General features: G+C 63.6%; 18 protein-coding genes and 1 tRNA gene. 5 read left to right on the top strand and 14 right to left on the bottom strand.

The features are described 5' to 3' along the window. The first annotated feature begins 2 nt into the window (after positions 1-2). A complete protein-coding gene (gene dapE, locus CKO25_RS06755) occupies positions 3-1,169 on the top strand; it encodes a succinyl-diaminopimelate desuccinylase (RefSeq protein ID WP_200387312.1) in 1,167 nt (388 codons plus the stop codon). A 68-nt stretch (positions 1,170-1,237) separates the two neighbouring features. On the opposite strand, the gene mtnA is transcribed toward dapE, so the two are convergent. Further along, positions 1,238-2,305, bottom strand: coding sequence for an S-methyl-5-thioribose-1-phosphate isomerase (mtnA, locus tag CKO25_RS06750; protein ID WP_200387163.1), 1,068 nt, complete (start codon positions 2,303-2,305; stop codon positions 1,238-1,240). Between the two features lie 68 nt (positions 2,306-2,373). On the opposite strand from mtnA, the gene CKO25_RS06745 reads away from it, so the two are divergent. Continuing rightward, positions 2,374-3,687 carry a TRZ/ATZ family hydrolase gene (locus CKO25_RS06745; RefSeq protein WP_200387162.1) on the top strand — a complete coding sequence of 438 codons (1,314 nt, stop codon included), beginning with the start codon at positions 2,374-2,376 and terminating at the stop codon, positions 3,685-3,687. Positions 3,688-3,727: 40 nt separating this feature from the next. Here CKO25_RS06745 and CKO25_RS06740 read toward each other — a convergent pair whose 3' ends face one another. The 6 genes from CKO25_RS06740 to zwf form a co-directional block, all read right to left on the bottom strand. Further along, complete coding sequence (locus tag CKO25_RS06740; RefSeq protein ID WP_200387161.1) at positions 3,728-5,416, bottom strand: L,D-transpeptidase family protein; 1,689 nt, start codon at positions 5,414-5,416, stop codon at positions 3,728-3,730. Between the two features lie 64 nt (positions 5,417-5,480). After that, complete coding sequence (locus CKO25_RS06735) at positions 5,481-6,971, bottom strand: SpoVR family protein (protein ID WP_200387160.1); 1,491 nt, start codon at positions 6,969-6,971, stop codon at positions 5,481-5,483. Beyond that, complete coding sequence (locus CKO25_RS06730; RefSeq protein WP_200387159.1) at positions 6,968-8,239, bottom strand: YeaH/YhbH family protein; 1,272 nt, start codon at positions 8,237-8,239, stop codon at positions 6,968-6,970. The genes CKO25_RS06735 and CKO25_RS06730 overlap by 4 nt, the downstream gene beginning before the upstream one ends. A 103-nt stretch (positions 8,240-8,342) precedes the next feature. Beyond that, positions 8,343-10,265 carry a PrkA family serine protein kinase gene (locus CKO25_RS06725; protein ID WP_200387158.1) on the bottom strand — a complete coding sequence of 641 codons (1,923 nt, stop codon included), beginning with the start codon at positions 10,263-10,265 and terminating at the stop codon, positions 8,343-8,345. 403 nt (positions 10,266-10,668) lie between these two features. Next, positions 10,669-12,315 (bottom strand): glucose-6-phosphate isomerase, encoded by a 1,647-nt coding sequence (gene pgi, locus CKO25_RS06720; protein ID WP_200387157.1) that lies wholly within the window; start codon positions 12,313-12,315, stop codon positions 10,669-10,671. Between the two features lie 63 nt (positions 12,316-12,378). Then, complete coding sequence (gene zwf / locus CKO25_RS06715) at positions 12,379-13,854, bottom strand: glucose-6-phosphate dehydrogenase (protein WP_200387156.1); 1,476 nt, start codon at positions 13,852-13,854, stop codon at positions 12,379-12,381. Positions 13,855-13,967: 113 nt separating this feature from the next. Between zwf and glgA the strand changes: the two genes are divergently transcribed. Continuing rightward, a complete protein-coding gene (glgA, locus tag CKO25_RS06710) occupies positions 13,968-15,521 on the top strand; it encodes a glycogen synthase GlgA (protein ID WP_200387155.1) in 1,554 nt (517 codons plus the stop codon). Positions 15,522-15,578: 57 nt separating this feature from the next. Here the strand turns inward: glgA and panD are convergent, their stop codons facing one another. From panD to pcnB, 4 genes are all read right to left on the bottom strand, one after another. Beyond that, positions 15,579-15,959 carry an aspartate 1-decarboxylase gene (gene panD / locus CKO25_RS06705; protein ID WP_200387154.1) on the bottom strand — a complete coding sequence of 127 codons (381 nt, stop codon included), beginning with the start codon at positions 15,957-15,959 and terminating at the stop codon, positions 15,579-15,581. Between the two features lie 241 nt (positions 15,960-16,200). After that, positions 16,201-17,067 carry a pantoate--beta-alanine ligase gene (panC, locus tag CKO25_RS06700; RefSeq protein WP_200387153.1) on the bottom strand — a complete coding sequence of 289 codons (867 nt, stop codon included), beginning with the start codon at positions 17,065-17,067 and terminating at the stop codon, positions 16,201-16,203. A gap of 61 nt (positions 17,068-17,128) precedes the next feature. Next, a complete protein-coding gene (gene panB, locus CKO25_RS06695; protein WP_200387152.1) occupies positions 17,129-17,932 on the bottom strand; it encodes a 3-methyl-2-oxobutanoate hydroxymethyltransferase in 804 nt (267 codons plus the stop codon). Between the two features lie 110 nt (positions 17,933-18,042). Continuing rightward, the gene (gene pcnB / locus CKO25_RS06690; RefSeq protein WP_338115078.1) at positions 18,043-19,353 is read right to left on the bottom strand and encodes a polynucleotide adenylyltransferase PcnB; all 1,311 of its coding nucleotides are present in this window, start codon (positions 19,351-19,353) and stop codon (positions 18,043-18,045) included. Between the two features lie 270 nt (positions 19,354-19,623). On the opposite strand from pcnB, the gene CKO25_RS06685 reads away from it, so the two are divergent. Then, a tRNA-Glu gene (locus CKO25_RS06685) sits at positions 19,624-19,698 on the top strand. Positions 19,699-19,719: 21 nt separating this feature from the next. Here the strand turns inward: CKO25_RS06685 and ffh are convergent. Next, entirely contained in the window at positions 19,720-21,126 is a 1,407-nt protein-coding gene (gene ffh, locus CKO25_RS06680; RefSeq protein WP_200387151.1) for a signal recognition particle protein, read from the bottom strand. Between the two features lie 244 nt (positions 21,127-21,370). On the opposite strand from ffh, the gene CKO25_RS06675 reads away from it, so the two are divergent. Beyond that, on the top strand, positions 21,371-22,183 hold the full coding sequence (locus tag CKO25_RS06675; protein WP_200387150.1) for a cytochrome C assembly family protein: 813 nt from the start codon (positions 21,371-21,373) through the stop codon (positions 22,181-22,183). Positions 22,184-22,284: 101 nt separating this feature from the next. Here CKO25_RS06675 and CKO25_RS06670 read toward each other — a convergent pair whose 3' ends face one another. Continuing rightward, positions 22,285-22,923 carry a TIGR04282 family arsenosugar biosynthesis glycosyltransferase gene (locus tag CKO25_RS06670; RefSeq protein WP_200387149.1) on the bottom strand — a complete coding sequence of 213 codons (639 nt, stop codon included), beginning with the start codon at positions 22,921-22,923 and terminating at the stop codon, positions 22,285-22,287. 151 nt (positions 22,924-23,074) lie between these two features. Next, entirely contained in the window at positions 23,075-24,034 is a 960-nt protein-coding gene (arsS, locus tag CKO25_RS06665; RefSeq protein WP_200387148.1) for an arsenosugar biosynthesis radical SAM (seleno)protein ArsS, read from the bottom strand. Between the last annotated feature and the right edge of the window lie 13 nt (positions 24,035-24,047).

Below are 24,047 nucleotides of genomic sequence, written 5' to 3'. Positions count from 1 at the left end.
CGCTGTCCCCAACGCTCGCCCTCGCGCAGGAACTGGTCGCACGCCCTTCGGTGACGCCCGATGATGCGGGATGCCAAACGCTGCTCGCGGAACGACTCGCACCGCTCGGCTTCAAGATCGAGTCCATGCCATTCGGCGCGGTCAGAAATCTGTGGGCGCGGCGCGGCACCGCGCACCCGCTCTTCTGCTTCGCCGGTCACACCGATGTGGTGCCGAGCGGCCCTGTCGACGACTGGGACTCCCCTCCCTTCACGCCGACGATTCGCGATGGCCGTCTGCATGGGCGGGGCGCCTGCGACATGAAGGGCTCGCTCGCGGCGATGGTCACGGCGGTCGAACGCTTCGTGCGCGCACACCCCACGCATCAGGGTTCCATCGCCTTTCTGCTCACCAGCGACGAGGAGGGTCCCTCGATCGACGGCACCCGTCGCGTCGTCGAGCAGCTGCAGGCACGCGCGGAGCGGATCGACTATGCCTTGGTCGGCGAACCCTCGTCGCGCGCGCAACTGGGCGACACCATCAAAAACGGGCGCCGCGGCAGCCTGAACGGCGTCTTACAGGTTCATGGGAAACAAGGCCACGTCGCCTACCCACAACACGCCAAGAATCCCTTTCATGCCTGTGCCGAGGCGCTTGCCGCACTCTGCGCCGAGGTCTGGGACCAAGGCAACGCGTTCTTCCCGCCCACCAGCTTCCAGATCGCCAACCTGAAGATGGGCACGGGCGCGGAGAACGTCATCCCTGGACATCTCACCGCCCAGTTCAACCTGCGCTTCTCCACTGAGTCCAGTCCCGAGGCGATCCAGGAGCGGGTGCGCGCGATCCTCGATCGCGGCGACTTCGACTACGAACTCGACTGGCGCCTCTCCGGCCATCCCTTCATCACGCCCGTTGGGGAACTGGTTGCCGCCAGCCGCGCCACGATCGCGGCGGTCACCGGAATCGATCCGACACTCTCGACCAGCGGCGGGACCTCCGACGGACGCTTTATCGCGCCGACCGGGGCTCAGGTCATCGAGCTCGGCCCCGTCAACGCGACCATCCACCAGGTCAATGAGTCCGTCGGCGTGCGCGAACTCGATGATCTGTCGAGCATCTATGAGGGCATCCTGACCCGCCTGCTCGCGACCCGTCACGCCCCGCACCGCGACGGCCCAGCCGCGAGCTAAACCGCCCAGGCCGGTGTGGTGCATGGGGGTCGGGGCGCCAGCCGCGCCGCGCGGCGAGCGCGCCTGCCTCAGGCTACCCCATCGGCCATGAGCGCACGGATCTTCTCCGCGTTCGGCTGCATGACGACGCCTCGCTCGGTCACGATGGCATCCACCAAGGCGGCGGGCGTCACATCGAACACTGGGTTGCGCGCAAGACATCCGGCTGGAGCGAGTTGCTGGTCTCCGCAACCTAACAGTTCCGCGGGGTCACGCTCCTCGATGGGGATGTCCTGCCCACTGGCCGTCTCCAGATCGATCGTCGAGGTCGGGGCGGCCACCATCACCTTGACCCCATGATATTTCGCCGCGATCGCCAAGGGATAAGTCCCGATCTTGTTGGCGACATCGCCATTCGCCGCGATCCGATCCGATCCGACAATGACCCAACCCACGGTCCCGCCCGCCATCAGACTCGCCGCGGCGCTGTCGGCTTGGAGGACCACTGGAATCCCGTCATGCATCAGTTCCCAGGCGGTCAAGCGGGCACCCTGCATCCACGGCCGTGTCTCGTCGGCGAAAACGCGACGCACCTTGCCCGCGGCGAAGGCGCTGCGAATCACACCCAGCGCGGTCCCGTACCCGCCGGTCGCAATGGCCCCCGCATTACAGTGGGTGATGAGATCGGTCGGGCCCTCGATGAGTTCAGCCCCGAGGTCTCCCAGTCGCCGGTTGGCGGCACGATCCGCCTCGTGCAGGGCCCGTGCCGCCGTCAGCAGATCAGCGTAAGGATCGCCCGTGCCCAGGTCCGCGATACAGTCGCGCATGCGCCGGATCGCCCAGAAGAGATTAACGGCGGTTGGACGCGACGCGGCCAAGCGAGCCAGATCGCTTTCGATCGCGGCCTTCCAGGAGCTCCCGGCCGTGGCATAGGCGTCGCGCCCAGCCAGCACCACGCCATAGGCCGCGGCCACGCCAATCGCCGGCGCGCCGCGCACGACCATCGCTCGGATCGCCTCCGCGACCTCGCCCGCGGTCTCGAGACGGAGGTATTCCGCGCGCTCCGGCAACAGACGCTGTTCGGCCAGATAAAGTGCCCCCTGATGCCAGCGGGCGGCATCATCGGGCGTGGGTCCGCTGAGAGTCGTGGTTTCCATTGAGTGCTCCGTGTGGCATGTTTTCATGATTGTCGCCGATCCCCCATGTCCACTGAAAGGGCCATCTCATGCATGCCGAGCTCCTCATCCACGCCGACTGGATGCTCCCCGTCGATCCCCAGAACCGTCAGCTTGATGGGCATGCGATCGCCATCACCGCGGGCCGGATCAGCGCCATTCTGCCCTCCGCCGAGGCACGGCTCAGCATCACGGCCGAACGCGTGATCGAGTTACCGGGGCATCTGCTGATTCCCGGCCTGATCAACGCGCACACGCACGCCGCCATGACCCTGATGCGCGGACTCGCCGACGATCTCCCCCTGATGACCTGGCTGCACGATCACATTTGGCCCGCCGAACAACGCTGGGTCGAGACGGGTTTCGTGGGCGACGGGACGCGTCTCGCGGTTCTTGAGATGCTGCGCGGGGGGATCACCTGCTACAACGATATGTATTTTTTTCCGGAGGTGACCGCGCAGGTCACGGCCGAGGCGGGCATGCGGGCCGTCATCGGCATGATCCTCGTCGATTTCCCGACCAACTATGCCGCGGATGCCGATGCCTACATCGCGAAGGGACTCGCCATGCATGCACACTACCGCGATCATCCCTTGATTCGGGTCGCCTTCGCTCCGCATTCACCCTATGCCGTCTCGGACGCTCCGTTCCAGCGTATCCGCGCGCTGGCCGACGAACTCGAGGTGCCGATCCACATCCATCTGCACGAGAGCCGGGACGAGATCCGCCAGTCCTTGCAGCAATACGGCGAACGGCCCATCGCGCGTCTCGACCAACTGGGCCTGATCGGCCCAGGGCTGGTCGCGGTGCATATGACCCAGCTGGAAGACGAGGAGATCCGTCTGCTCGCGGCCACGGGCGCTCATGTCGTGCACTGCCCTGAATCGAACCTCAAGCTCGCCAGCGGCTTCTGCCCAGTCGCGGCGCTGAGCGACGCCGGCGTGCAGGTCGCCATCGGCACCGATGGAGCGGCCAGCAACAACGACCTCAATCTCATCGGCGAGATGCGGACCGCCGCCCTGCTCGGCAAAGGGGTCGCCGGTTCCGCCGCCGCCTTGCCCGCGAGCGAGGTTCTGCGGATGGCGACGATCAATGGCGCGCGCGCCTTGGGTTTGGACAGCGAAATCGGCTCGCTGGAACCAGGTAAATCCGCCGATCTGGTCGCTTTGGACCTGCGCGACTCACACACCCAGCCGCTCTACAACCCAGTCTCTCAGCTCGTCTACGCCGCCGACCAGCATCAGGTGCGACAGGTCTGGATTCGCGGTCAACAGGTCCTGCGCGACGGACAGCCGACACGCCTCGATGCCGAGCAGATCCTGGCCTCGGCCCAGGCGTGGGGAAAACGTCTCGCCGCCACCTGATCACGGCGCCCGGGATGGCCTGGAGTGCCGCTGACCGTGCTCATTCCCGCGGATCCAGGACCGCTTGCACCGCGCCATCCGTCGCGCTGCGCACACCCGTCGCCTGGGTTGAGGCGCCGGTGTCAGCGGGTGCAGCCGGCTCGGCGGGTTCGCGCGGTGCGGGAAAGGCGATCCGCGCCGGGCCCACCGGGGCGAAGAAAGCCGCCCGCAAGCGCGCGTCGCGCTCATAGTGATCCTGACGGAACTGGACAATCCCCTGCGCATCGGCGAAGGCGGTCAGGTAATAAAGCAGGACCGGGAGTGACTCGGACAACTCCACATAACGCGTGCGCCCCCGCTCGATCACCTGCTTGATCCCAGCCAGATCCCACGCCGGCCGGTCGAGGATGCGTTCGGCGAACTCCAGCGGATTCTCGACACGCACACAGCCGTTGCTCAGGGTGCGACGCTGGCGCGCGAAGAGCGCACGCGACGGGGTATCATGGAGATAGATGGCATGTCGATTGGGAAACATGAATTTGACTCGGCCGAGCGCATTGTTGGGGCCGGGTCGCTGTACCAGCCGATAGCGGTTGACATCCCGATGATCCCCCCCGGCGGCGGGCTGACCCGTCCGTCGGTCAACCACTTGGAAATCGCTGGCAACCCGCGTCTTCGAGCGCTGAATCGACTGTGGCACGATCCAGGTGGGGTTGAAGACCAGATGGTCCATGTTGTCGCGGAACATCGGAGTCTGCGTCTCGACCGTTCCGATGATGGCGCGCGTCGACCAGACGAATTCGTCGGAGCGGGCCAGATGCACCATCAATCCCGCGACATCGACAAAAACGTAGTCCGGCGGGAGTCCCTGATAGAGCCACCGCATCCGCTCGAGGTTGATCCGGATCCGATCCATGCGGTCCGGATCCGTGCTCTTGTTCAGCACCGCAAGCGTCGCCGGTCCCACAACCCCATCGGCGACCAGACCCGAGCCTTGCTGGAAGGCGATGACCGCGGCATGTAATGCGTCATCGAAGACCTCACCCGCCGGAGCCGCCTCGGCTGATTGACCGGCGAGCAGGGCCAGGCGTTCGCGCACCATCGCCACCCGCGGTCCCTGGTCCCCACGCGCGAGATGGGGTCCGGCGGGGACTGGGGGGCGCTCTCGCATCGTCTCCCGGACGCGTTCAGTGCGCAGCGCGGACTTGAGATCCTCGTACCAAAAGGGCGCGGGAAACCGGCCCTCGAACACCCGGGTGAGATCCCGGGCATCCAGTGCGGCATCCAGATCGGCCCGTAACACCTCGCTGTCCGGCCGTGGCCGATCATGCCACGCCCGATCGAGCCGAACCGGGTCGACCTTGCCATAACGGTGATGGTGCACGTAGCGTAACAGTGCATCACTGAGCACGAGATCGGCCCGGACGCGCTCCGAGGGCGCGAGAGTCGCCCAGTGATCGGAGTCCGCCAGGATACGAAGGGTGTCCGCCCGAAAATCATTCGGATCGAATCCGGACTCGACGCTGCGTTCGGCCAATTCGAGTAGGGCCGCGCGCCGCGTCGCGGCACCCCAAAGCAGCTGATCATCACGCGCGGCATAGAGTTCGCTCAGGAGACGGCTCGATAGGAGCGCAGTCCCCTCCAGCAGCGGCTGGTCCGCGCGCTCCAGTGCCGCGATCGTCGCCTGTGGCGAGACTGGAGCCTCCGCCCTCACCCCCAGGGGCAACGCGAGCGCGGTGAGAATGACCATACCGGGCCACCAAGCCCAACGGTTACCTGGGCGGTCAAGCGTCCTGGTCACGGCGGCACGCGGTCTACAACTCACCAAGCAGACTGACTCGACCCTGTTCGTCGACGGATTCGAGGCGCACCCCGAAGCCCCAGAGCCGCCGCAGATGCCGCAGCATTTCGTCGACCGACTCGCCGAGCGGTCGGCGATTGTGCTGATAGTGGCGCAGGGTCATGGAGCGGTCACCGCGCCGATCGACGCTGAAGACCTGGATGTTCGGCTCACGCGAACCGAGGTTGTATTGTTCGGCCAGGGATTGCCGCAAGGCCCGATAGCCTTGCTCCTCATGGATCGCCGTGACCTCGAGATGCTCATCCTGATCATCATCACGGATGGCGAAGAGGCGAAATTCACGCATCAGATTGGGCGAGAGATATTGTGCGATGAAGCTCTCATCCTTGAAATTCCGCATCGCGAAGTCGAGCACTTTCAGCCAGTCGCCACCCGCGATGTCCGGGAACCAGGCCCGATCCTCCTCGGTGGGTTCCTCGCAGATGCGCCGAATATCACGCATCATGGCAAACCCCAAGGCATAGGGGTTGATGCCATTGTAGTAGGGACGGTCGAAGGTGGGTTGAAGCACGACGCTGGTGTGCGACTGCAGGAACTCCATCATGAAGCCATCCGTGACCAGGCCGGCCTCATAGAGGTCGTTCATGAGAGTGTAATGCCAAAAGGTCGCCCACCCCTCATTCATGACCTGTGTCTGGCGCTGCGGATAAAAATACTGTCCGAGTCGTCGGACGATCCGCACCACCTCGCGTTGCCAGGGCTCGAGTAAGGGGGCGTTCTTCTCGATGAAGTACAGCAGGTTTTCTTGCGGCTCCTCCGGCCAACGCGCCTCCGTCGCAACGGCATCGACGCTATCCACCGCGGGCAGGGTCCGCCAGAGGTCATTGACGAGGGACTGCAAATAGGCCTCGCGTTCCTTTTGCCGCCGCTTCTCTTCGGCGAGCGTCAGGGGTGCCGGGCGTTTGTAGCGATCGACGCCGTAGTTCATCAGGGCGTGACAGGAGTCGAGCAAAAGCTCGACCTCGCTCTCGCCATAACGCTCCTCGCATTCGGCGATGTAGCGGCGGGCGAAAACCAGATAGTCGATGATGGCATCCGCGCTCGTCCAGGTACGGAACAGATAATTTCCTTTAAAAAAACTGTTGTGTCCGTAACTGGCGTGGGCGATGACCAAGGCCTGCATCGGCAGCGTGTTCTCCTCCATGAGATAGGCGATACAGGGATCGGAGTTGATCACGATCTCGTAGGCCAATCCCATCTGACCGCGCCGATAGGTTTGCTCGGTGGCAACGAATTGCTTCCCGAAGGACCAATGCTGATAGTTGATCGGCAGACCGACCGAGGAATAGGCATCGATCATCTGCTCGGAGCTGATCACCTCGATCTGATTGGCGTAGGTGTCCAGTCCATACACATTATGCGCAAAGTTCGCGATCTCACGATCGAAGCGCTCGAGCAGCGGAAACGACCACTCCGAGGACTCAGAAATCACGCTTTTCTTCATGCCTCCTGCCTCTTGAACAGTTCACGGAAGACCGGAAAGATATCCTCGGGTCCGCCGATCTCCTGCATCGCAAAATGACGGTGCGCGCCAGCCACCTCCTGGTAGGCATACCAGAGACTCTGATGCTGGCGCGGCGTGATCTCGACATAGGCGAAATAACGCATCAGCGGCATCAGTTTCTCGACCATCACATCGCGGCAGACCAGGGAGTCCGAATCCCAGTTGTCACCATCCGAGGCCTGCGCCGCATAGATGTTCCAAACCGTCGGATCATAACGCTCACGCAAGATGTCATAGGCTAGGCTCAGCGCGCTCGAGACCACGGTCCCGCCGGTCTCGCGGGAGTAGAAGAAATCCTGCTCGTCAACCTCTTGGGCAATCGTATGGTGGCGAATGAAGACCACGTCGATCTTGTCGTAATTGCGTTGTAGAAAGAGGTATAGGAGGATGAAAAAGCGCTTGGCCAGATTCTTGCGGACCTGATCCATCGATCCCGACACATCCATGATACAGAGCATCACGGCCTTGCTCTGGGGTTGCGGCAGTTTGGTGAAGCTTTGGTAGCGCAGATCGAAGGTATCGATGAAGGGGAGCGCCGCGATCCGGGTGCGCAAGCGATCGATCTCCTCGCGCAGTTCACGCACCCGCACATCGACCTCGCCGACTTCGGCGGCCAGTAGTTGCTCGAGTTCGGCCTCGAGTTCGCGCACCCGTGCCCGCAACGGCGCACCGATCGCGGTCCGCCGGGCAATGGCGCCCTTCAGCGAGCGTACGACATCGATGTTCGACGGGGCACCATCCGTGGAGTAACCGGCCCGCACGGACTTAAATTCGGTCGTGCCGATCAGTTGGTTGCGCACCAGGTTGGGCAGTTCCAGGTCATCGAAGAGGAGATCCATGAACTCCTCGCGCGAGAGCTCGAACATGAAATCGTCTTCGCCGCGTCCGTCCTTGCTCGCCTGGCCTTGCCCGCTCCCGCCGCCACTCCCGCCTTCGGGACGCCGGATCCGGTCACCGGTCACGAACTCTTGATTGCCCGGGTGAACCATGTCCCGGCGCCCGCCGCGCCCATGATGGAACACGGGCTCGGAGATATCCCGGGTGGGGATGCCGACCCGTTCACCCGAGGCCATGTCGGTGATACTGCGTTTGTTGACCGCCTCGGCAACCGATCGCTTCAGTTGTGACTTGTAGCGCTTCAGGAAGCGCTGCCGGTTGACCGCGCTCTTGTTCTTGCCGTTGAGACGGCGGTCGATGAAATGTGACATCAGGACATTAGCCTACTCGGTTTGGGTGAACCAGCGACACGCCACGCGAGCGTGCGCCTCATCCCGATACGACGCCGGGTGGATCCGCATCGCAGCGACCAGGTTACTGAGACTTGCGCACACGCAGATACCATTCCGACAATAGCCGCACCTGCTTTGGCGTATAGCCCTTCTCCGTCATCCGATCGACGAACTGATCGTGTTTCTTTTGCTCGTCCACCGATGCCTTCGCATTGAAGGAGATCACCGGGAGCAGATCCTCGGTGTTGGAGAACATCTTCTTCTCGATGACAACCCGCAGCTTTTCATAGCTGGTCCACTTCGGATTGGCACCCGCGTTGTTGGCCCGCGCGCGGAGCACGAAATTCACGATCTCGTTGCGGAAATCCTTGGGATTGGAAATCCCCGCCGGCTTCTCGATCTTTTCGAGTTCCTCGTTCAGGGCGCTGCGATTCATCATCTCACCGGTATCCGGATCACGATACTCCTGATCCTGAATCCAGTAGTCCGCGTAGGTCACGTAGCGATCGAAGATATTCTGACCGTACTCGGCGTACGATTCCAGATAGGCGGTCTGCAGTTCCTTGCCAATGAACTCGGCGTAACGCGGCGCCAGATACTGCTTCAGAAAGCCGAGATAGCGCTCTTGGGTTTCGGGTGGCAGTTGTTCACGGGTGACCTGGCGCTCGAGCACATAGAGAAGATGGACGGGGTTGGCGGCCACCTCGCTGTGATCGAAGTTGAACACTTGCGAGAGGATCTTGAAGGCAAACCGCGTGGAGATCCCCGACATGCCCTCATCGACCCCGGCATAGTCACGATATTCCTGCACCGACTTCGCCTTAGGATCGGTATCCTTGAGGTTCTCCCCGTTGTAAACCCGCATTTTTGAGAAGATGCTCGAGTTCTCAGGCTCTTTCAAGCGGGTCAGCACGGAGAATTGCGCCATCATCTCAAGCGTTCCAGGCGCGCAGGGAGCCTCGGCCAGGGAACTGTTGCGCAGGAGCTTATCGTAGATGCGGGTCTCCTCGGCCACACGCAAACAATAGGGTACCTTGACGATGAACACCCGGTCGAGGAAGGCCTCGTTATTCTTATTGTTGCGGAAACTCTGCCACTCCGATTCATTGGAATGCGCGAGGATGATGCCTTGGAAAGGGAGTGCCGACAGCCCTTCGGTGCCGTTGTAATTCCCTTCCTGGGTCGCCGTGAGCAGCGGATGCAAGACCTTAATGGGTGCCTTGAACATCTCGACAAACTCCATCAGCCCCTGATTGGCACGACAGAGCGCCCCCGAGTAGCTGTAGGCGTCGGCGTCGTGTTGGGCAAAGCGTTCGAGTTGGCGAATGTCCACCTTGCCGACGAGGGAGGAGATGTCCTGATTGTTCTCGTCGCCCGGTTCGGTCTTGGCAATCGCGATCTGTTCGAGGACCGACGGATAGAGCTTCACGACCTTGAACTGGGTGATGTCACCGCGGAATTCCTGCAGGCGCTTCACCGCCCACGGGGACATGATGGAACGCAGATATCGGGTGGGAATCCCGTAGTCTTCCTCGAGAATGGGTCCGTCCTCCTCGGGCGAGAAGAGACCCAGGGGCGATTCGAACACGGGGGAACCGTGAATCGCGTAGAAGGGCTTCTCTTCCATCAATTCCTTGAGTTTCTCGGCGAGCGAGGATTTCCCCCCACCGACGGGACCGAGCAGATAGAGAATTTGCTTTTTCTCCTCGAGCCCCTGCGCGGCATGCTTGAGATAGGACACCAGGTGCTCGATCGACTCTTCCATACCGAAGAATTCGGAGAAGGCCGGGTAACGACGAATCATCTTGTTCTGGAAGATGCGGCTGAGCCGAGGGTCGTCGCGCGTGTTGACCAACTCGGGTTCGCCGATCGCCATCAGCAAGCGCTCCGCCGCTCCCGCGTAGGCGCTCGGATCGTCTTTGCACAACTGTAGATACTCATCCAGGCTCAGCACCTCTTCGCGGGATGCTTCATACCGCGCCTGGTAGCGCTCGAAGATCGACATACGCAATTACCTCATTTCGGAAGCTGTTGATGCTTGCCCGACCCCAGTGACGATCGCGCTTTGCCGCTCCGTGCCACGATGGCTCGTCCACTATAACTAGTGCTCGGGGCGCCCCCCGTGAAAGACAAGATGTCGAAGGCAAAGGTCGTCCACCCTGGCGATCGTTTCTGCAATTCCCGGACCAGCGGCGGCAATCCGAGGCCACACCCGCATTTGGGGCTTTGCGCCACGTCAACCGCACGCGGCTGGGACGGGGCGGCCACACGATGGCCCATGCGATGCACCAGAATAGAACATTTCACGCGTCGGGCGACAGATCCTCGGGTTGACCGACTAAAAGACAGCAAAAGCAGAGGCGGGTTCAGGACCAACGGCCGAAGAGCGCCGCGGCGCGATCCCGCTGTCAGGACGCGCGTCCAGCGAGGAAGCGTTGCAGCAGCGCCTGCGTGGAGCCGTCATGCTCGGCGCTCAGTCGCCCATCACGCAACTCCTCAAGGATCACCCCCGCAAGTTGCTTACCGAGTTCGACGCCCCACTGGTCAAAGGAGTTGATACCCCAGATCACGCCCTGGACGAAGATTCGGTGTTCATAGAGGGCGAGCAAGGCGCCCAAGGTGGCGGGTGTCAGGCGCTCCATCAGAAGACTGTTGGTCGGTCGATTCCCTGGGAAGGCGCGGTGCGGCGCGAGCAGACGCGCGCGCTCGGGCGCCATCCCGGCCCGCGTCATCGCCTCGAACGCCTCCTCGCTCGAACGCCCACGCATCAGGGCTTCGGTTTGCGCGAAGAAGTTTGCCATCAACATCGGATGATGCTCACCGAGTTCATTATGGCTCCTGATCGCGCCGATGAAATCGGCCGGGATCATCTGGGTCCCCTGATGGATCAACTGATAAAAGGCGTGCTGGCCGTCCGTGCCCGGTTCGCCCCAGACCACCGGACCCGTGCTGTACGGCACGGGAACCCCGTCACGGGTCACCTGTTTTCCATTGCTCTCCATGTCACCTTGCTGCAGATAGGCCGGCAGCAGTCGCAGATACTGGTCATAGGGCAGCACCACATGAGTGCGGGCGCCCCAAAAGTTGGCATACCAGAGTCCGATCAGGGCGAGCAGGACCGGCATGTTCGCCGTGAGCGGCGCGGTGCGAAAATGCTCGTCCATCGCGAAGGCACCCTCGAGCAATTGCTCGAAGTGCTCGTAGCCGATCGCCAACGCGATCGGCAACCCGATCGCCGACCAGAGCGAATAGCGTCCACCCACCCAATCCCAGAAGCCAAACATGTTGCGGGTGTCGATTCCAAACGCGGCGACCTGCTCGGCATTGGTGGACACCGCCACGAAGTGCTTGGCGATCGCCGCGGGGTCATGGGCCGCGGCCAAGAACCACTCACGCGCGCTGGAGGCATTCAGCATCGTCTCCTGGGTGGTGAAGGTCTTGGAGGCGACGATGAAAAGGGTGCGTGCCGGATCGAGATCCCGGATCGTCTCGAGCAGATGCGTCCCATCGACATTCGACACGAAATGCACGCGCAGCTCATTGCCCCGATAGGCACCGAGCGCGGTGCACACCATCTTGGGTCCGAGGTTCGAGCCCCCGATGCCGATATTGACGACGTCGCGGATCGACTGACCCAGAAATCCCTTCCACTCGCCCGAACGCACCAGTCCGACGAAGGCATCGATCCGATCGAGTTCGCGATTGACCGCGGGCATCACATCGCGCCCCCCGACCTGGATCGGGCGGTTGGAACGATTGCGCAGGGCCACGTGCAACACCGCGCGCTGCTCGGTGAGATTGATCGGCTCGCCGTTGAACATGCGCGCAATCCAGGTCTTCAGATCGACCGTCTCGGCCAGCTCGGAGAGGAGTTCGAGCGTCCGCGCAGTCAGGAGATTCTTCGAAAAATCCAGATGGAGTCCGGCGGCCGAGAGCTGCATGCGTTCGACACGGTGCGGATCCGCGGCAAAGAGGTCCCGCATGGCGACCCCGCGCAGATCCTGCTGATGCTGTTCCAGCGCCTGCCAGGCCAAGGTCTGATGGATGAGCGACATCTTGACATCTCCTACTTTCGGGTCGTGGGCCTCTGCACACTCGTCTCGCGCGCCACGCGCGGGTCAGTCGTCGAGCCCTTCACGCCACACCTGATCGTCGCGATCGAAGAGACGATTCGCTTCCGGTGGACCCGCGGAGCCCGCCGGATAGGTGTGGATAAAATCACGCTCGCTGGCCCATCGCTTCAGGATGGGGTCCACCACGCGCCAGGCCCAGTCGACCTCGTCGAAGCGCAAGAAGTGGGTATGGTCGCCCGTGATCACGTCAAGCAGCAGCGCCTCGTAGGCACTGATCTGCTCGGCGGGGATGGTGCAGCGGCTGGCGTCCAGACGTTCGGTCTGGGTGCGCATTTCCAACCCCGGCTGCTTGACCTGGATCTCCAAGCGAATGCACTCGTTGGGCTGAATATTCAGCAACAACCAGTTGGGTTTCAGTCGCTCGATCGGGGTATCGCGGAACAACTGCTGAGGCGGATGTTTGAAGCGAATCGCGATCAGCGAGTGGTGACCCGCCAGGCGCTTGCCCGTGCGCAAATAGAAGGGAACGTTACGCCAACGCCAATTATCCAGATAGAGCTTCACGGCGGCATAGGTTTCGGTGGTGCTGTGGCGCCCGACCCCCGGCTCGTCACGATATCCCGGCACGCGCTCGGAACCAGCGGTGCCAGGGCCGTACTGCGCCCGAAAGGCATGCGCATGCACCGCCGCATGGGGAATCGGCCGGATCGAGCGCAGCACCTTGACCTTTTCATCCCGCAAGGCCTCGGCGTCGAGACAGGGCGGTGGTTCCATCGCCACCAGGGTCAGCATCTGCAACAGATGGCTCTGGATCATATCGCGTAGGGCACCGACCCCATCGTAAAACCCCGCGCGCTCCGCGATACCCGATGACTCGGCATGCGAGATCTGAACATGGTCGATGTAATTGCGATTCCAAAGGGGCTCGAGCAAAAGATTAGCGAAGCGAAAGACCAGGATGTTCTGGACGGTGCTCTTGCCGAGATAATGGTCGATCCGATAGATCTGCGACTCGTCGAAACACTGATGGATGCGTCGCTCGAGCATCGCCGCGCTTTCGAGATCGAAACCGAAGGGTTTCTCCACCACCAGGCGCGACCAGCTTCCGTTCTCCCCATTCAGTCCCTGCGCCGCCAGCCGATCGACGATGCCCCCATAGTGCTTGGGCGCAACCGCCAGATAGGTCATGAGGTTCGCCGGCATGCCCTCGTCGCCTTGCAGTCGCTCGGCGAGCCGCGCATAACCACCCTCCTCCTCCACATCACCCTCGACGAAGTGTGCCCGGTCCAACAACCGCGCGAGCACCTGGGGATCGAGCCCCGCCCCGAGGCGCTCGCTCAACTGGGCGCGGATCTGGTCACGCCACTGCGCATCCGACCAGGCGCGGCGCCCGAAGCCGATGAGACGGGTCCGTGCGTGCAGACGCTCCGCCGCATCGAGCCGATAGAGTGCCGGGAGCAATTTGAGCTGAACTAAATTGCCCGTGGCGCCGAAGATCAAGATGGTGCAGGGATCCGACATGGGCTTGCTGCCTCGATTCCGAACAAATGTGATAACGTGAGCGGCATCATACTGTTGCCGTCACGGACTCACGCCGCCGACAACTGATTCGCACGTCTGTGTAGGAAGCCTCCATGGAGCCATCGTCTCTTCCGTTCCCTGACCTGACCGCGCCGGCACGACCGCTGCGCCTCCTGATCGCCAGCAGCGAGGCGCACCCCTTGATCAAGACGGGCGGCCTCGCCGATGTGGCGGCCAGCCTGCCCGCGGCCTTACGGGAGCTGGGCCAGGACGCCCGCCTCGTCTTGCCGGCCTATCCGCAGGCGCTGCGGCGCACGCGTGCCGCCAAGCTCCGCTGCGAGCTCAAGGTCCCGGGAACACGGGGGATGGTCCGTCTCCTCGAGGGTCGCCATCCCGATCATGACCTGCCCATCTACCTCGTCGACGCACCCACGCATTTCGGGCGCGAAGGCAACCCCTATACCGATCTCAGTGGTCGTGACTGGGGCGATAACGCCGAACGGTTCCTGCTCTTCTGCCGGGTCATCGCCCTGATGGCTCAGGGGCTGCCGGCCTTAGGATGGACGCCCGACCTCCTCCACGGCAACGACTGGCAGACCGGCCTGGCGCCCGTGCTGATCCGCGATCACCCGCACCGCCCGGCGAGCATTTTCACCATTCACAACCTGGCCTACCAGGGACTGTTCGATCGCGCGACCTTCGACCGGCTCGGGCTCCCAAGCGCCCTGTGGAACCTCAGCGGACTGGAGTTCCACCAGCGCATGTCCTTCATCAAGGGCGGGATCATCTTCTCCGATCGCGTCAACACCGTTAGTCCCACCTATGCCGACGAAGTGCGTACCGCACGTTTCGGTTGCGGACTCGACGGGCTGTTGCGACAGATTGGCAACCGTTTCAGCGGCATCCTCAACGGCATCGACTACCGCGCGTGGAACCCGGCCCAGGATCCCTTGATCCTGCAATCCTATGACCGCGAGACCTTCGAACTCAAGGCAGAGAACAAACTCGACATTCAGCGTGAACTCGGGCTGCCTCGCAACGAGGATGCCTTCGTGCTGGGCTACGTTGGACGGCTGGTGGAGCAGAAGGGCGTTGATCTGATCATTGCGATCCTCCCCCGCCTGCTGGAGGATACGCGTGTACAGCTCGTCGTGCAGGCGACGGGCGAGCATGCCATCGAGGAGGCGCTGCGTGAGATCGCCGCGGCCTATCCACGCCAAATCGGTCTCGAGCTCGACTATGACGAGGACCGCGCGCACCGGATCGAGGCCGGCGCGGACGGCTTCTTGATGCCATCGCGCTTCGAGCCCTGCGGGCTGAACCAGATCTACAGCCTGCGCTATGGCACCCCCCCGATCGCGCATCGCACCGGTGGCTTGCACGACACCATCGTATCGGCGAATCCGCACACCCTGGCGGATGGCAGCGCGACCGGCTTTCTATTCGACGAACCCTCCGCGGACGCCCTCTATGCGGCTGTGATCGAGGCACACCGGCTCTACCGCGAGGATCCCGCGGCCTGGCGACAACTGGCCATCACCGGAATGACGCAAGATTTCAGTTGGGAGGCGAGCGCGCGACGCTATATCGCCCTGTACCTGGAGGCCATCACCGAGCGCATGAGCATCGCCCAGAGCGCGGCGCCAGCGGACAGGGTGCCCGCCTAGCGCCCGTTTAGGATCCCGGGCGCGGCCGATCTCGGGCGAGCGCGCGCGCCCACGGATTCAGGCGACCTGCGCGGGGATGAAATGGCCCGTGCGCATAACACAATTGTGTTCGTTGAGATAGACCAGGGCCGGCTGATGGACATCGGCCTCGCCCTCGGTCATGGTGGCGTAGGCGCAGATGATCACCCGATCGCCCGGCGCGGCCTTATGCGCCGCGGCGCCGTTGACCGAGATGATGCGCGACCCGGGTTCGGCGCGAATCGCATAGGTCGTGAAGCGTTCCCCGTTGGAGACGTTATAGATCTGAATCTGCTCGTACTCCCGGATCCCAGCCAGCCGTAAGAGATCCTCATCGATGGCACAGGAGCCCTCGTAGTCGACCTCGGCGTGGGTCACCCGAGCTCGGTGCAATTTGCACTTCAGCAAGGTCAGATGCATGGTGTGTGTTCCTCCGAAAGGCCGCCTCGGCCACGTCTTCGCAGCGCTGCGAAGAGGATCTCGCGATGGTTTGACATGACGCATCGCGCCGGTCAAGGGGCGATGCGGATCGGTTGTGGGTGACACGTCGGCCATGGCCGCGTTGTCACGGTGACGCCTCTCCGAACGGCTGGTGCCCACATCGGACGGACGCGCATGGGCACTAGTTTAACGCAGCTCTTGCTGCGGTGCAGCATTCCGCTCACGCCGCGCCTCCGGGCGGATCGCGCCGCAGCCGCAGATTATCGATCAGCCGCGCATGACCGAGTCGGGCGGCGGCCAGGATGACCAGTTCAGCATCCGTCGCGGTCACCGTGCGCAGATCCGCGGCCGCCCGCACCGCGACATAGTCTGGCAGCAAGCCGGCCGCGCGCAAGTCGGCGCACGCCTGCTGCTCGACCCTGGCAACCGGGAGCCCCGTCTGCAAGGCGTCGCGGGCGGCGCACAGGACCCGGTAGAGCGTCGGGGCGAGCGCCCGCTCGCTCGCCGTCAGATAGCCGTTGCGCGAACTCATCGCCAACCCGTCTGCTTCGCGCACCGTGGGCACCGCGAGGATTTGGACCGGCATGGCCAGATCCTCGACCATGCGGCGAATGACCAGCAGTTGCTGGAAGTCCTTTTCGCCAAAACAGGCCAGATCGGGCTGAACCATGTTGAACAGCTTACAGACCACGGTCGCAACGCCCCGAAAATGACCGGGCCGGCTCGCGCCACAGAGGACATCGGACAGCCCGGGGACCTCGACGATCGTCTGCGCGGCACTCCCCCGCGGATAGACACTCGCGACGGCCGGCACGAACACCAGGTCACAGCCGCCCTCAGCGAGCCGTTCACAATCCCGTTCCAGGGTGCGTGGATAGGCCGCGAGATCCTCCTTGGGACCGAACTGCAGGGGGTTGACGAAGACGCTCACCACCACCCGCTCGGCCTGAGCGCGCGCCGCCTCCACCAGGGCCAGATGCCCGTCATGCAGGTTCCCCATGGTGGGTACGAAGGCGACCCGCGCGCCCGCCGCACGCCATGCGCCGATGCGCGCGCGCAGCCGCTCCACCAACTCGATCATCTCCATCGCCGTGTCCTCGCAACCGCGCCCGCGTGTCGGCGAAGGCGCACGCTGGCCCAACCGCGCATTAGTAGAGTGTCTCCGCGGGGCCGGGGAAGGTGCCGGATTTGACCGCCTGCACATAGCGCCGCACCGCCGCGATCACCGAGTCACCGCCCGTCATGAAATCACGACTAAAACGAGGTACATGCCCCAGGTTGATCCCGAGCATATCGTGCAGCACCAAAACCTGGCCATCACAGTCCGCGCCCGCGCCGATCCCGATGACCGGGATGCGCAGCCGGGCGCGCACCTCAGCGGCCAGGGTCCGCGGCACGCACTCCAAGACCAGGAGGCTCGCCCCGGCCTGCTCCAGCGCCAGCGCATCCCCTCGAATCGCATCCGCCGAGGCCTCGTCGCGCCCCTGGAAGCGATAGCCACCGAGGCGATGCACCGATTGGGGCTGGAGCCCCAGATGCGCACACACGGGAACGCCCTGATCGCTCAGGAGACGCACCGTCTCGAGCACGGGCGCCCCACCTTCGATTTTCACCACCGCCGCCCCGCCCTCCTGCATCAGCCGACCGGCGGCCTGGAGCGCGCGCTCCGGGGTCGCGGCGGCGAGGAACGGCAGGTCCGCCACCAGCAGGGCGCGCCCGCGCCCACGTGCGACGCACGCGCTGTGATAGACCATGTGATCGAGCGTGACCGGCACCGTGGTGGCATGGCCTTGCAAGACCATCCCCAACGAATCGCCAACCAGCACGACATCCACGCCCGCCGCGGCGAGCAGACGCGCGAAGCTGGCATCGTAGCAGGTCAAGGCAGCGATCGGCTCGCGCTGCTCCTTCATGGTGGTGAGCGTCGTCAGCGAAATCGGCGCGGCAGACATGGCGGTCTCCGAGAGATCAACAGAGAAGGCGTGCGCGCTAGGCGTGACCAAACCGGGGCGAGACCGCCCCGGTCCGAACCCCTGCTCATGGGAGGCCTCATCGCGCGGACTCAGTTGGCCGCATCTAGGGTGTCGGCATGCGACGGCGCGTCCGTCGCTTGGGACGACTTGCGCCGCCGCGGCCGCCGCCGGCGACGCTTCATGGCCCCACGTTCCAGCATGCTGGCGCGCTCATCCGCGCTCGCCTCTTGAAAACGCGTCCACCAATCGGCCAGCTCAAGATCCGCCTCGCCCGCCTGCGCCCGCAACACCAAAAAGTCGTAGGCGGCGCGAAAACGCGGATGCGTGAGCAAGCGTTGCGGTCGTTTGCCATCCCGCTGCTCGAACCGCGGTTGCAAGGACCAGATCTCGCGCATCGGCAGTGAAAAGCGTTTGGGGATCGACACCAACGACTGCTGACGCCGCGACACCTCGCTCGCGGCCTTGAACATGGCCTCGCTCGCGATCTCCCCATCCGCGAGCAACTGCTCGAAGCGACGCCGCACGGGCTCCCACATGAGCACCGCGAAGAGGAACGCCGGCGTGACCGACTGTCCTTCCGCCAGCCGTCGGTCGGTATTGGCCAAACCGCGACTGACGAAGGTGATCGGAAACCCGTCCTGCTCATGGGCCAGACAGGCCTCGGTGGCGGGAAACAGTTGCGCGAAGAGCCCATATTGGCGCAGTTTCTCGAACGCGGCCAATCCGTATCCGGAATGGAACAGCTTGATCGACTCGTCGAACAGGCGCGCTGGGGCGATATCCTCCAACAAGTGACCGAGCTTGAACAAGGGCGCCTCGGTCCCCTCGTCGAGCGTGAAGCCCAGTTTACAGGCAAACCGCACGGCCCGGAGCATGCGCACCGGGTCCTCCCGATAGCGTTGCTCGGGATCGCCGATCAACCGTAAGCGCCCGTGCCGCAGATCGGATAATCCATCAGCGTAGTCGAGCAATGAGAAATCGGCGATGTTGTAATAGAGCGCATTGACCGTGAAATCCCGGCGCAACGCATCCTCGGCGATGCTCCCGTAGGTGTTGTCGCGCAGGATTCGGCCGGTTTCGTCCTGTTGTTCCGTCTCCTCCCCATCCGGGACGGCATTCCCACGGAAGGTCGCGACCTCAATGATCTCTCGCCCAAAATGGACATGCGCCAAGCGAAAGCGCCGGCCGATCAGACGACAATTGCGAAACACCTGGCGCACCTGCTCCGGAGTCGCATCGGTCGCGACATCGAAATCCTTCGGCTCATGGCCGAGCAGGAGGTCGCGCACACCGCCCCCGACTAGGTGTGCCTGGAAGCTCTCCTGGCGCAGCCGATACAGCACCTTGAGCGCGTTCTCGCTAATGTTCGCGCGGGAGATACTGTGCTCCGGCCGGGGCACGATCAGGGGTTGCGGCGCGCCTGGGTTCGAGGCGCTCGTCGGTTCACAGCCGGACCCGCTGGCAGGCTTGCGAGCGGGATGGCTGGCGGACGATGGGGGGGATGAAGGTTCCTGCATCACGATGTGGTGTTGGAATTCCTGAACGACGTGGACGACGCGTGGTCCGATGGGACTCGACACGCACCGCGATGCACGATGAGGCGCACCACGGTGACGGCTTGTGGAGTCACGTGATCGGCGTATAATACGCGTTTCCACGACGCCATACCTGCTCCCTTCGTCTAGTGGTTAGGACGCTGGCCTCTCACGCCGGTAACAGGGGTTCGAATCCCCTAGGGAGCGCCATCCCCCCGAAGGTCATCCGATTCACATCGGAAATCCGCCCGGTGGCATGCCACCTGGAGGGAAACCACCCCCCGGCGGGAAGCCTCCCGGCATCCGGCCTTGCATGGACCGCATCATTTTCGCCATGCCGCCGCTCTTGACCTTCTTAAACATCTTCTGCATCTGCGCGAATTGCTTCAGCAGCCGATTGACATCCTGGACCTGAGTCCCCGAGCCCAGGGCGATACGGCGCTTTCGCGAGCCCTTGATGACCGCCGGGAAACGCCGTTCGTGCGGCGTCATCGAGTTGATGATGGCGATCAGTTTGGTGATTTCCCGATCACCCGATTGATTCTTGACATGCTCGGGTAATTGATTCATCCCCGGGAGCTTCTCAAGCAGCCCCATCATGCCCCCCATGCTGACCATCTGATCGAGCTGAGCCTTGAAGTCGATCAGGTCGAACTCCTTACCTTTCTTGAGCTTCTTCGCAAGCCGATCCGCCTGATCCTTGTCGACCTTGTGTTGGACCTCCTCAACCAGCGAGACCACGTCGCCCATGCCGAGGATGCGCGAGGCGACCCGGTCGGGGTAGAAGGGTTCGAGCGCCGTGGTTTTCTCACCGGTTCCGAGAAACTTGATCGGCCGGCCCGTGATCTGGCGGATCGAAAGGGCGGCACCGCCGCGGGCATCGCCGTCGGTCTTGGTCAGGACAACGCCCGTGAGCGGCAGCGCCTCGTTGAAGGCCTTGGCCGTATTGGCCGCATCCTGCCCTGTCATGGCATCGACCACGAAGAGCGTCTCGACCGGCTTCAGGGCCGCATGAATGGCCTGGATCTCCGCCATCATGGCCGCATCGACATGCAGTCGACCCGCCGTATCCACGATCAGCACATCCTTGAAGTGCTTGCGCGCCGCCTCGAGCGCGCGCGTGGCGATCTCGACCGGTTGCTGATCCGGGGTGCTGGGGAAGAACTCGGCGCCAACCTCACCCGCGACCGTCTTCAATTGCGCGATCGCGGCGGGGCGGTAGACGTCGCAACTGACGACCATGACCGTCTTTCCCTGCTTCTCCTGGAGCCAGCGCGCCAACTTCGCGACACTGGTGGTCTTGCCCGAGCCCTGTAGCCCCGCCATCAGCACCACCGCGGGCGGCTGCGCCGTGAGGTCGAGTTGCGCGTTGACCTCGCCCATCAGCTTGACCAGCTCGTCATTGACGATCTTGATCAAGACCTGCCCCGGGGTCAGGCTGCGCGTCACGGTCTCGCCCAGCGCCTTCTCCCGCACCTCCTCAACGAACTGACGCACCACCGGGAGGCTGACATCCGCCTCCAGGAGCGCCATGCGCACCTGCCGGAGCGTCTCCTTGATGTTGTCCTCGGTCAGGCGCCCTTGACCGCGTAGATTGTTCAGGACATCGCCGAAGCGGTCCTGGAGATTCTCGAACATGCCTGATTCACCTCAATCCCGATGCGGATGCCGCGCGGGGAGACATCCGGCTCTTCGAACGCGCCGGATGGCGCCTCGATAAAAACCATTCAAAAACCGGCCCGGCCCGGCCTGGTGCGACAGTTCTGAGTATAATGCCGAGTCATGACGGACGATACGATGAGGCGATGCACCAAGATCGCCGCGCCCCTCGTGCCCACGTCACCCTCTGCGATCCCCTCTCAAGGACTATCGGTTTCGATCTATGACCCATACCCTGACCGCCGTCGCCGCCATCCTCTGCTACTCGGCTGCCGCCGTGCTCATCGGCATGCGCCTGTTTCGCACGAGCCCCGGTTGGATGCCACCGCGGCAGTTGACGCTGGGCCTGATCCTGGGCGGCCTCCTCCTGCACAGTTGGCTGTTATGGAACAGCATTTTCAGCCACGCCGGCCTGAATCTCGGATTCTATAACGCCCTCGCCCTCACCACCTGGACCGTGATCACTCTGCTGTTCGTCTCGAGTCTGACGAAGCCGGTCGAGAATCTGGGGCTTGTCCTCCTGCCCGCGGCGGCCCTCAGCCTGATCTTCGAGGCGGCCCTCGGTAACGTCGACTTCATGCGCCCCAACGCGGACTGGCCCCTCAAGATCCATGTCCTGCTCTCGATGCTGGCCTACAGTCTGCTCACCCTCGCCGCGGTCCAGGCGATCTTGTTGGCGATCCAGGACCACCAGTTGCGTAGCCGTCACCCCGGTGGCTTCGTGCGGACACTCCCGCCCTTGCAGACCATGGAAAGCCTGCTCTTCGAGATGATCACGGCCGGGTTCGTGCTGCTCACGTTGGCGCTCCTCAGTGGTTTCGCCTTTCTCGAAAACATGCTGGCACAGCACTTGGTGCATAAGACCGTGCTCTCTCTCCTCGCCTGGCTGATGTTCGGTGGGCTGCTGCTCGGACGATTTCGCAGAGGTTGGCGGGGGCGCACCGCGATCGTCTGGACCCTAGGCGGTTTCGCCGTCCTGATCCTCGCCTATTTTGGCAGCAAGGCGGTGCTCGAACTCATCCTGCAGCGCGTGTGACCTGACGTGCTCTGGTCGGGCTTCAGCCCGACCAGAGCACCAGCAACCGCGCCGCGGCTGAGTCCCATCCGCTCACCCGCAGCGCGCCGAGGTGGCCGCGCTCAGGCCCCGTGCGCGGATGCCCGCGTGGCCCGCAGCCGCTGGTAGCGTTCGAGATCGGCGGGCCGGTCAAGATCCCAGAGCATGGGCAGCTGAATGCAGTCATGGCCCAGTCCGTGCAGTCGCGACCGGGTCAAGGCCCCGACCGTCGCGCTCCCCCAGGGCATGTCGCGAAAGATCTCGGGAACCATCGTCTTCAGACCCAGCAGCACATAACCGCCATCCTCGGCCGGTCCGATCACACTCGGCGCCTGCTCCAGTCCAGCGAGCGCACGCGCGCAATACTCGGCGTCCAACTCGGGGCTATCGGTCCCGACGAGGAGCACCGCCTCGGACCGACGCAAGGCCTCCGCGGTAGCCCACGCCAGCCGCTCCCCGAGATCACGGCCCTGTTGTCGATGCAGGCTCAGGCCATGCGCCGCGGCCAGCGCCTGGAAACAAGGATGGCTGGAATCGGGCGCGCACCAGAGTTCGAGCGGGGCGAGTGCGGTGCGCGTCAGGCGCTCGACGCATTCGACGAGCAGATCATGCGCAAGCGCCGCGGCCCGAGCGGGCGTGAGCACCGGAGTCAGTCGGGTCTTCACCCGGCCCGGAACCGGCGCCTTGGCGAAGACCAGGATCCGTGCCTCAGGGAAGCGCATGCTGATTCAGGACGCGACCAGCCCCGTCGACACCGCGACCGCCGACTCCATCCCCTGCGCACGAATCAGTGTTCACACCGCAACCTCCGGTTTCCCATCCCTGCTTCCGGGACAGGCTGCCCACACGCAGGGCAGGAGCCAGACGCCCAGCTCATGCGAGCGCCCCCCCGCAACTGCTGCCCTGCCCGGCCGCACAGCCGAAACAGTGTTGCCCCGTACGGATCGGCTGACCGGCGAGCCGCACCGGATCGAAGTCCGCGATGTGCAACCGCTGGCGTTCCTGCTCCATCCCGAGTCCGAGCATCTGGTTGAAGTCGCAATCGTAGAGAAACCCTTGCCAGTCGACGCTGATCAGATCCCGGCACATGAGGGCATCGAGGTTGTCCTCGCGGTAGGCGCCTTTCAACAACGCGAGATAGCCGTCGAACTGGCCGGTGGATTGCAGCAGACTGCCAAATCGCTTGATCGGCATGTTCGTGATCGTGAGCAGATGATCGAAGCGAATGCCGTAGCGCTCGCTCAGGGCCTGCTTGTACTCAGCCTCCAGACTGCACTGAGGTGGCGGCAAGGTCGCGCCCTGCGGGTTGTAGACCAGATCCAACACCAGGCCACTCCCTTCCTCGGCATAGCCGTGTCGGTTCAGGGTCCGCAGTCCCTCAAGACTGGCAGCGAAGACCCCTTTGCCACGCTGCGCCTCGACATTCTCAGCGAGATAGCAGGGCAAGGAGGCGATCACCCGAACCCCGTGCTCAGCCAGGAAGCCAGCTAGGTCCTCATGACCCGGCTCCTGCAGGATGGTCAAATTGCAACGATCGATCACCGTCATGCCCCGCCGCCGCCCCTCGCGCACCAGCCGGCGAAAGTGCGGATTCAGCTCCGGGGCCCCACCGGTCAGATCGAGCGTCCCGAGCGGACAGCGATCAAGGAAGGCAAGCACGGCATCGACCGTCTCGGATGTCATCGACTCGGAACGCTTCGGACCCGCATCGACATGACAATGCTGACAACTGAGGTTGCAGCGATAACCGAGGTTGATCTGCAACGTTTTGAGTTCGCGCCGCGCAATCGCCGGGAACTCGGATGGAAAGAGTAAGGGGAGTGAGTCGAGCATGGATCCTCCGTGC

Source organism: Thiocapsa imhoffii (genome assembly GCF_016583985.1).
Taxonomy (GTDB): domain Bacteria; phylum Pseudomonadota; class Gammaproteobacteria; order Chromatiales; family Chromatiaceae; genus Thiocapsa; species Thiocapsa imhoffii.
This window is presented reverse-complemented; position numbering and strand designations above follow the sequence as displayed.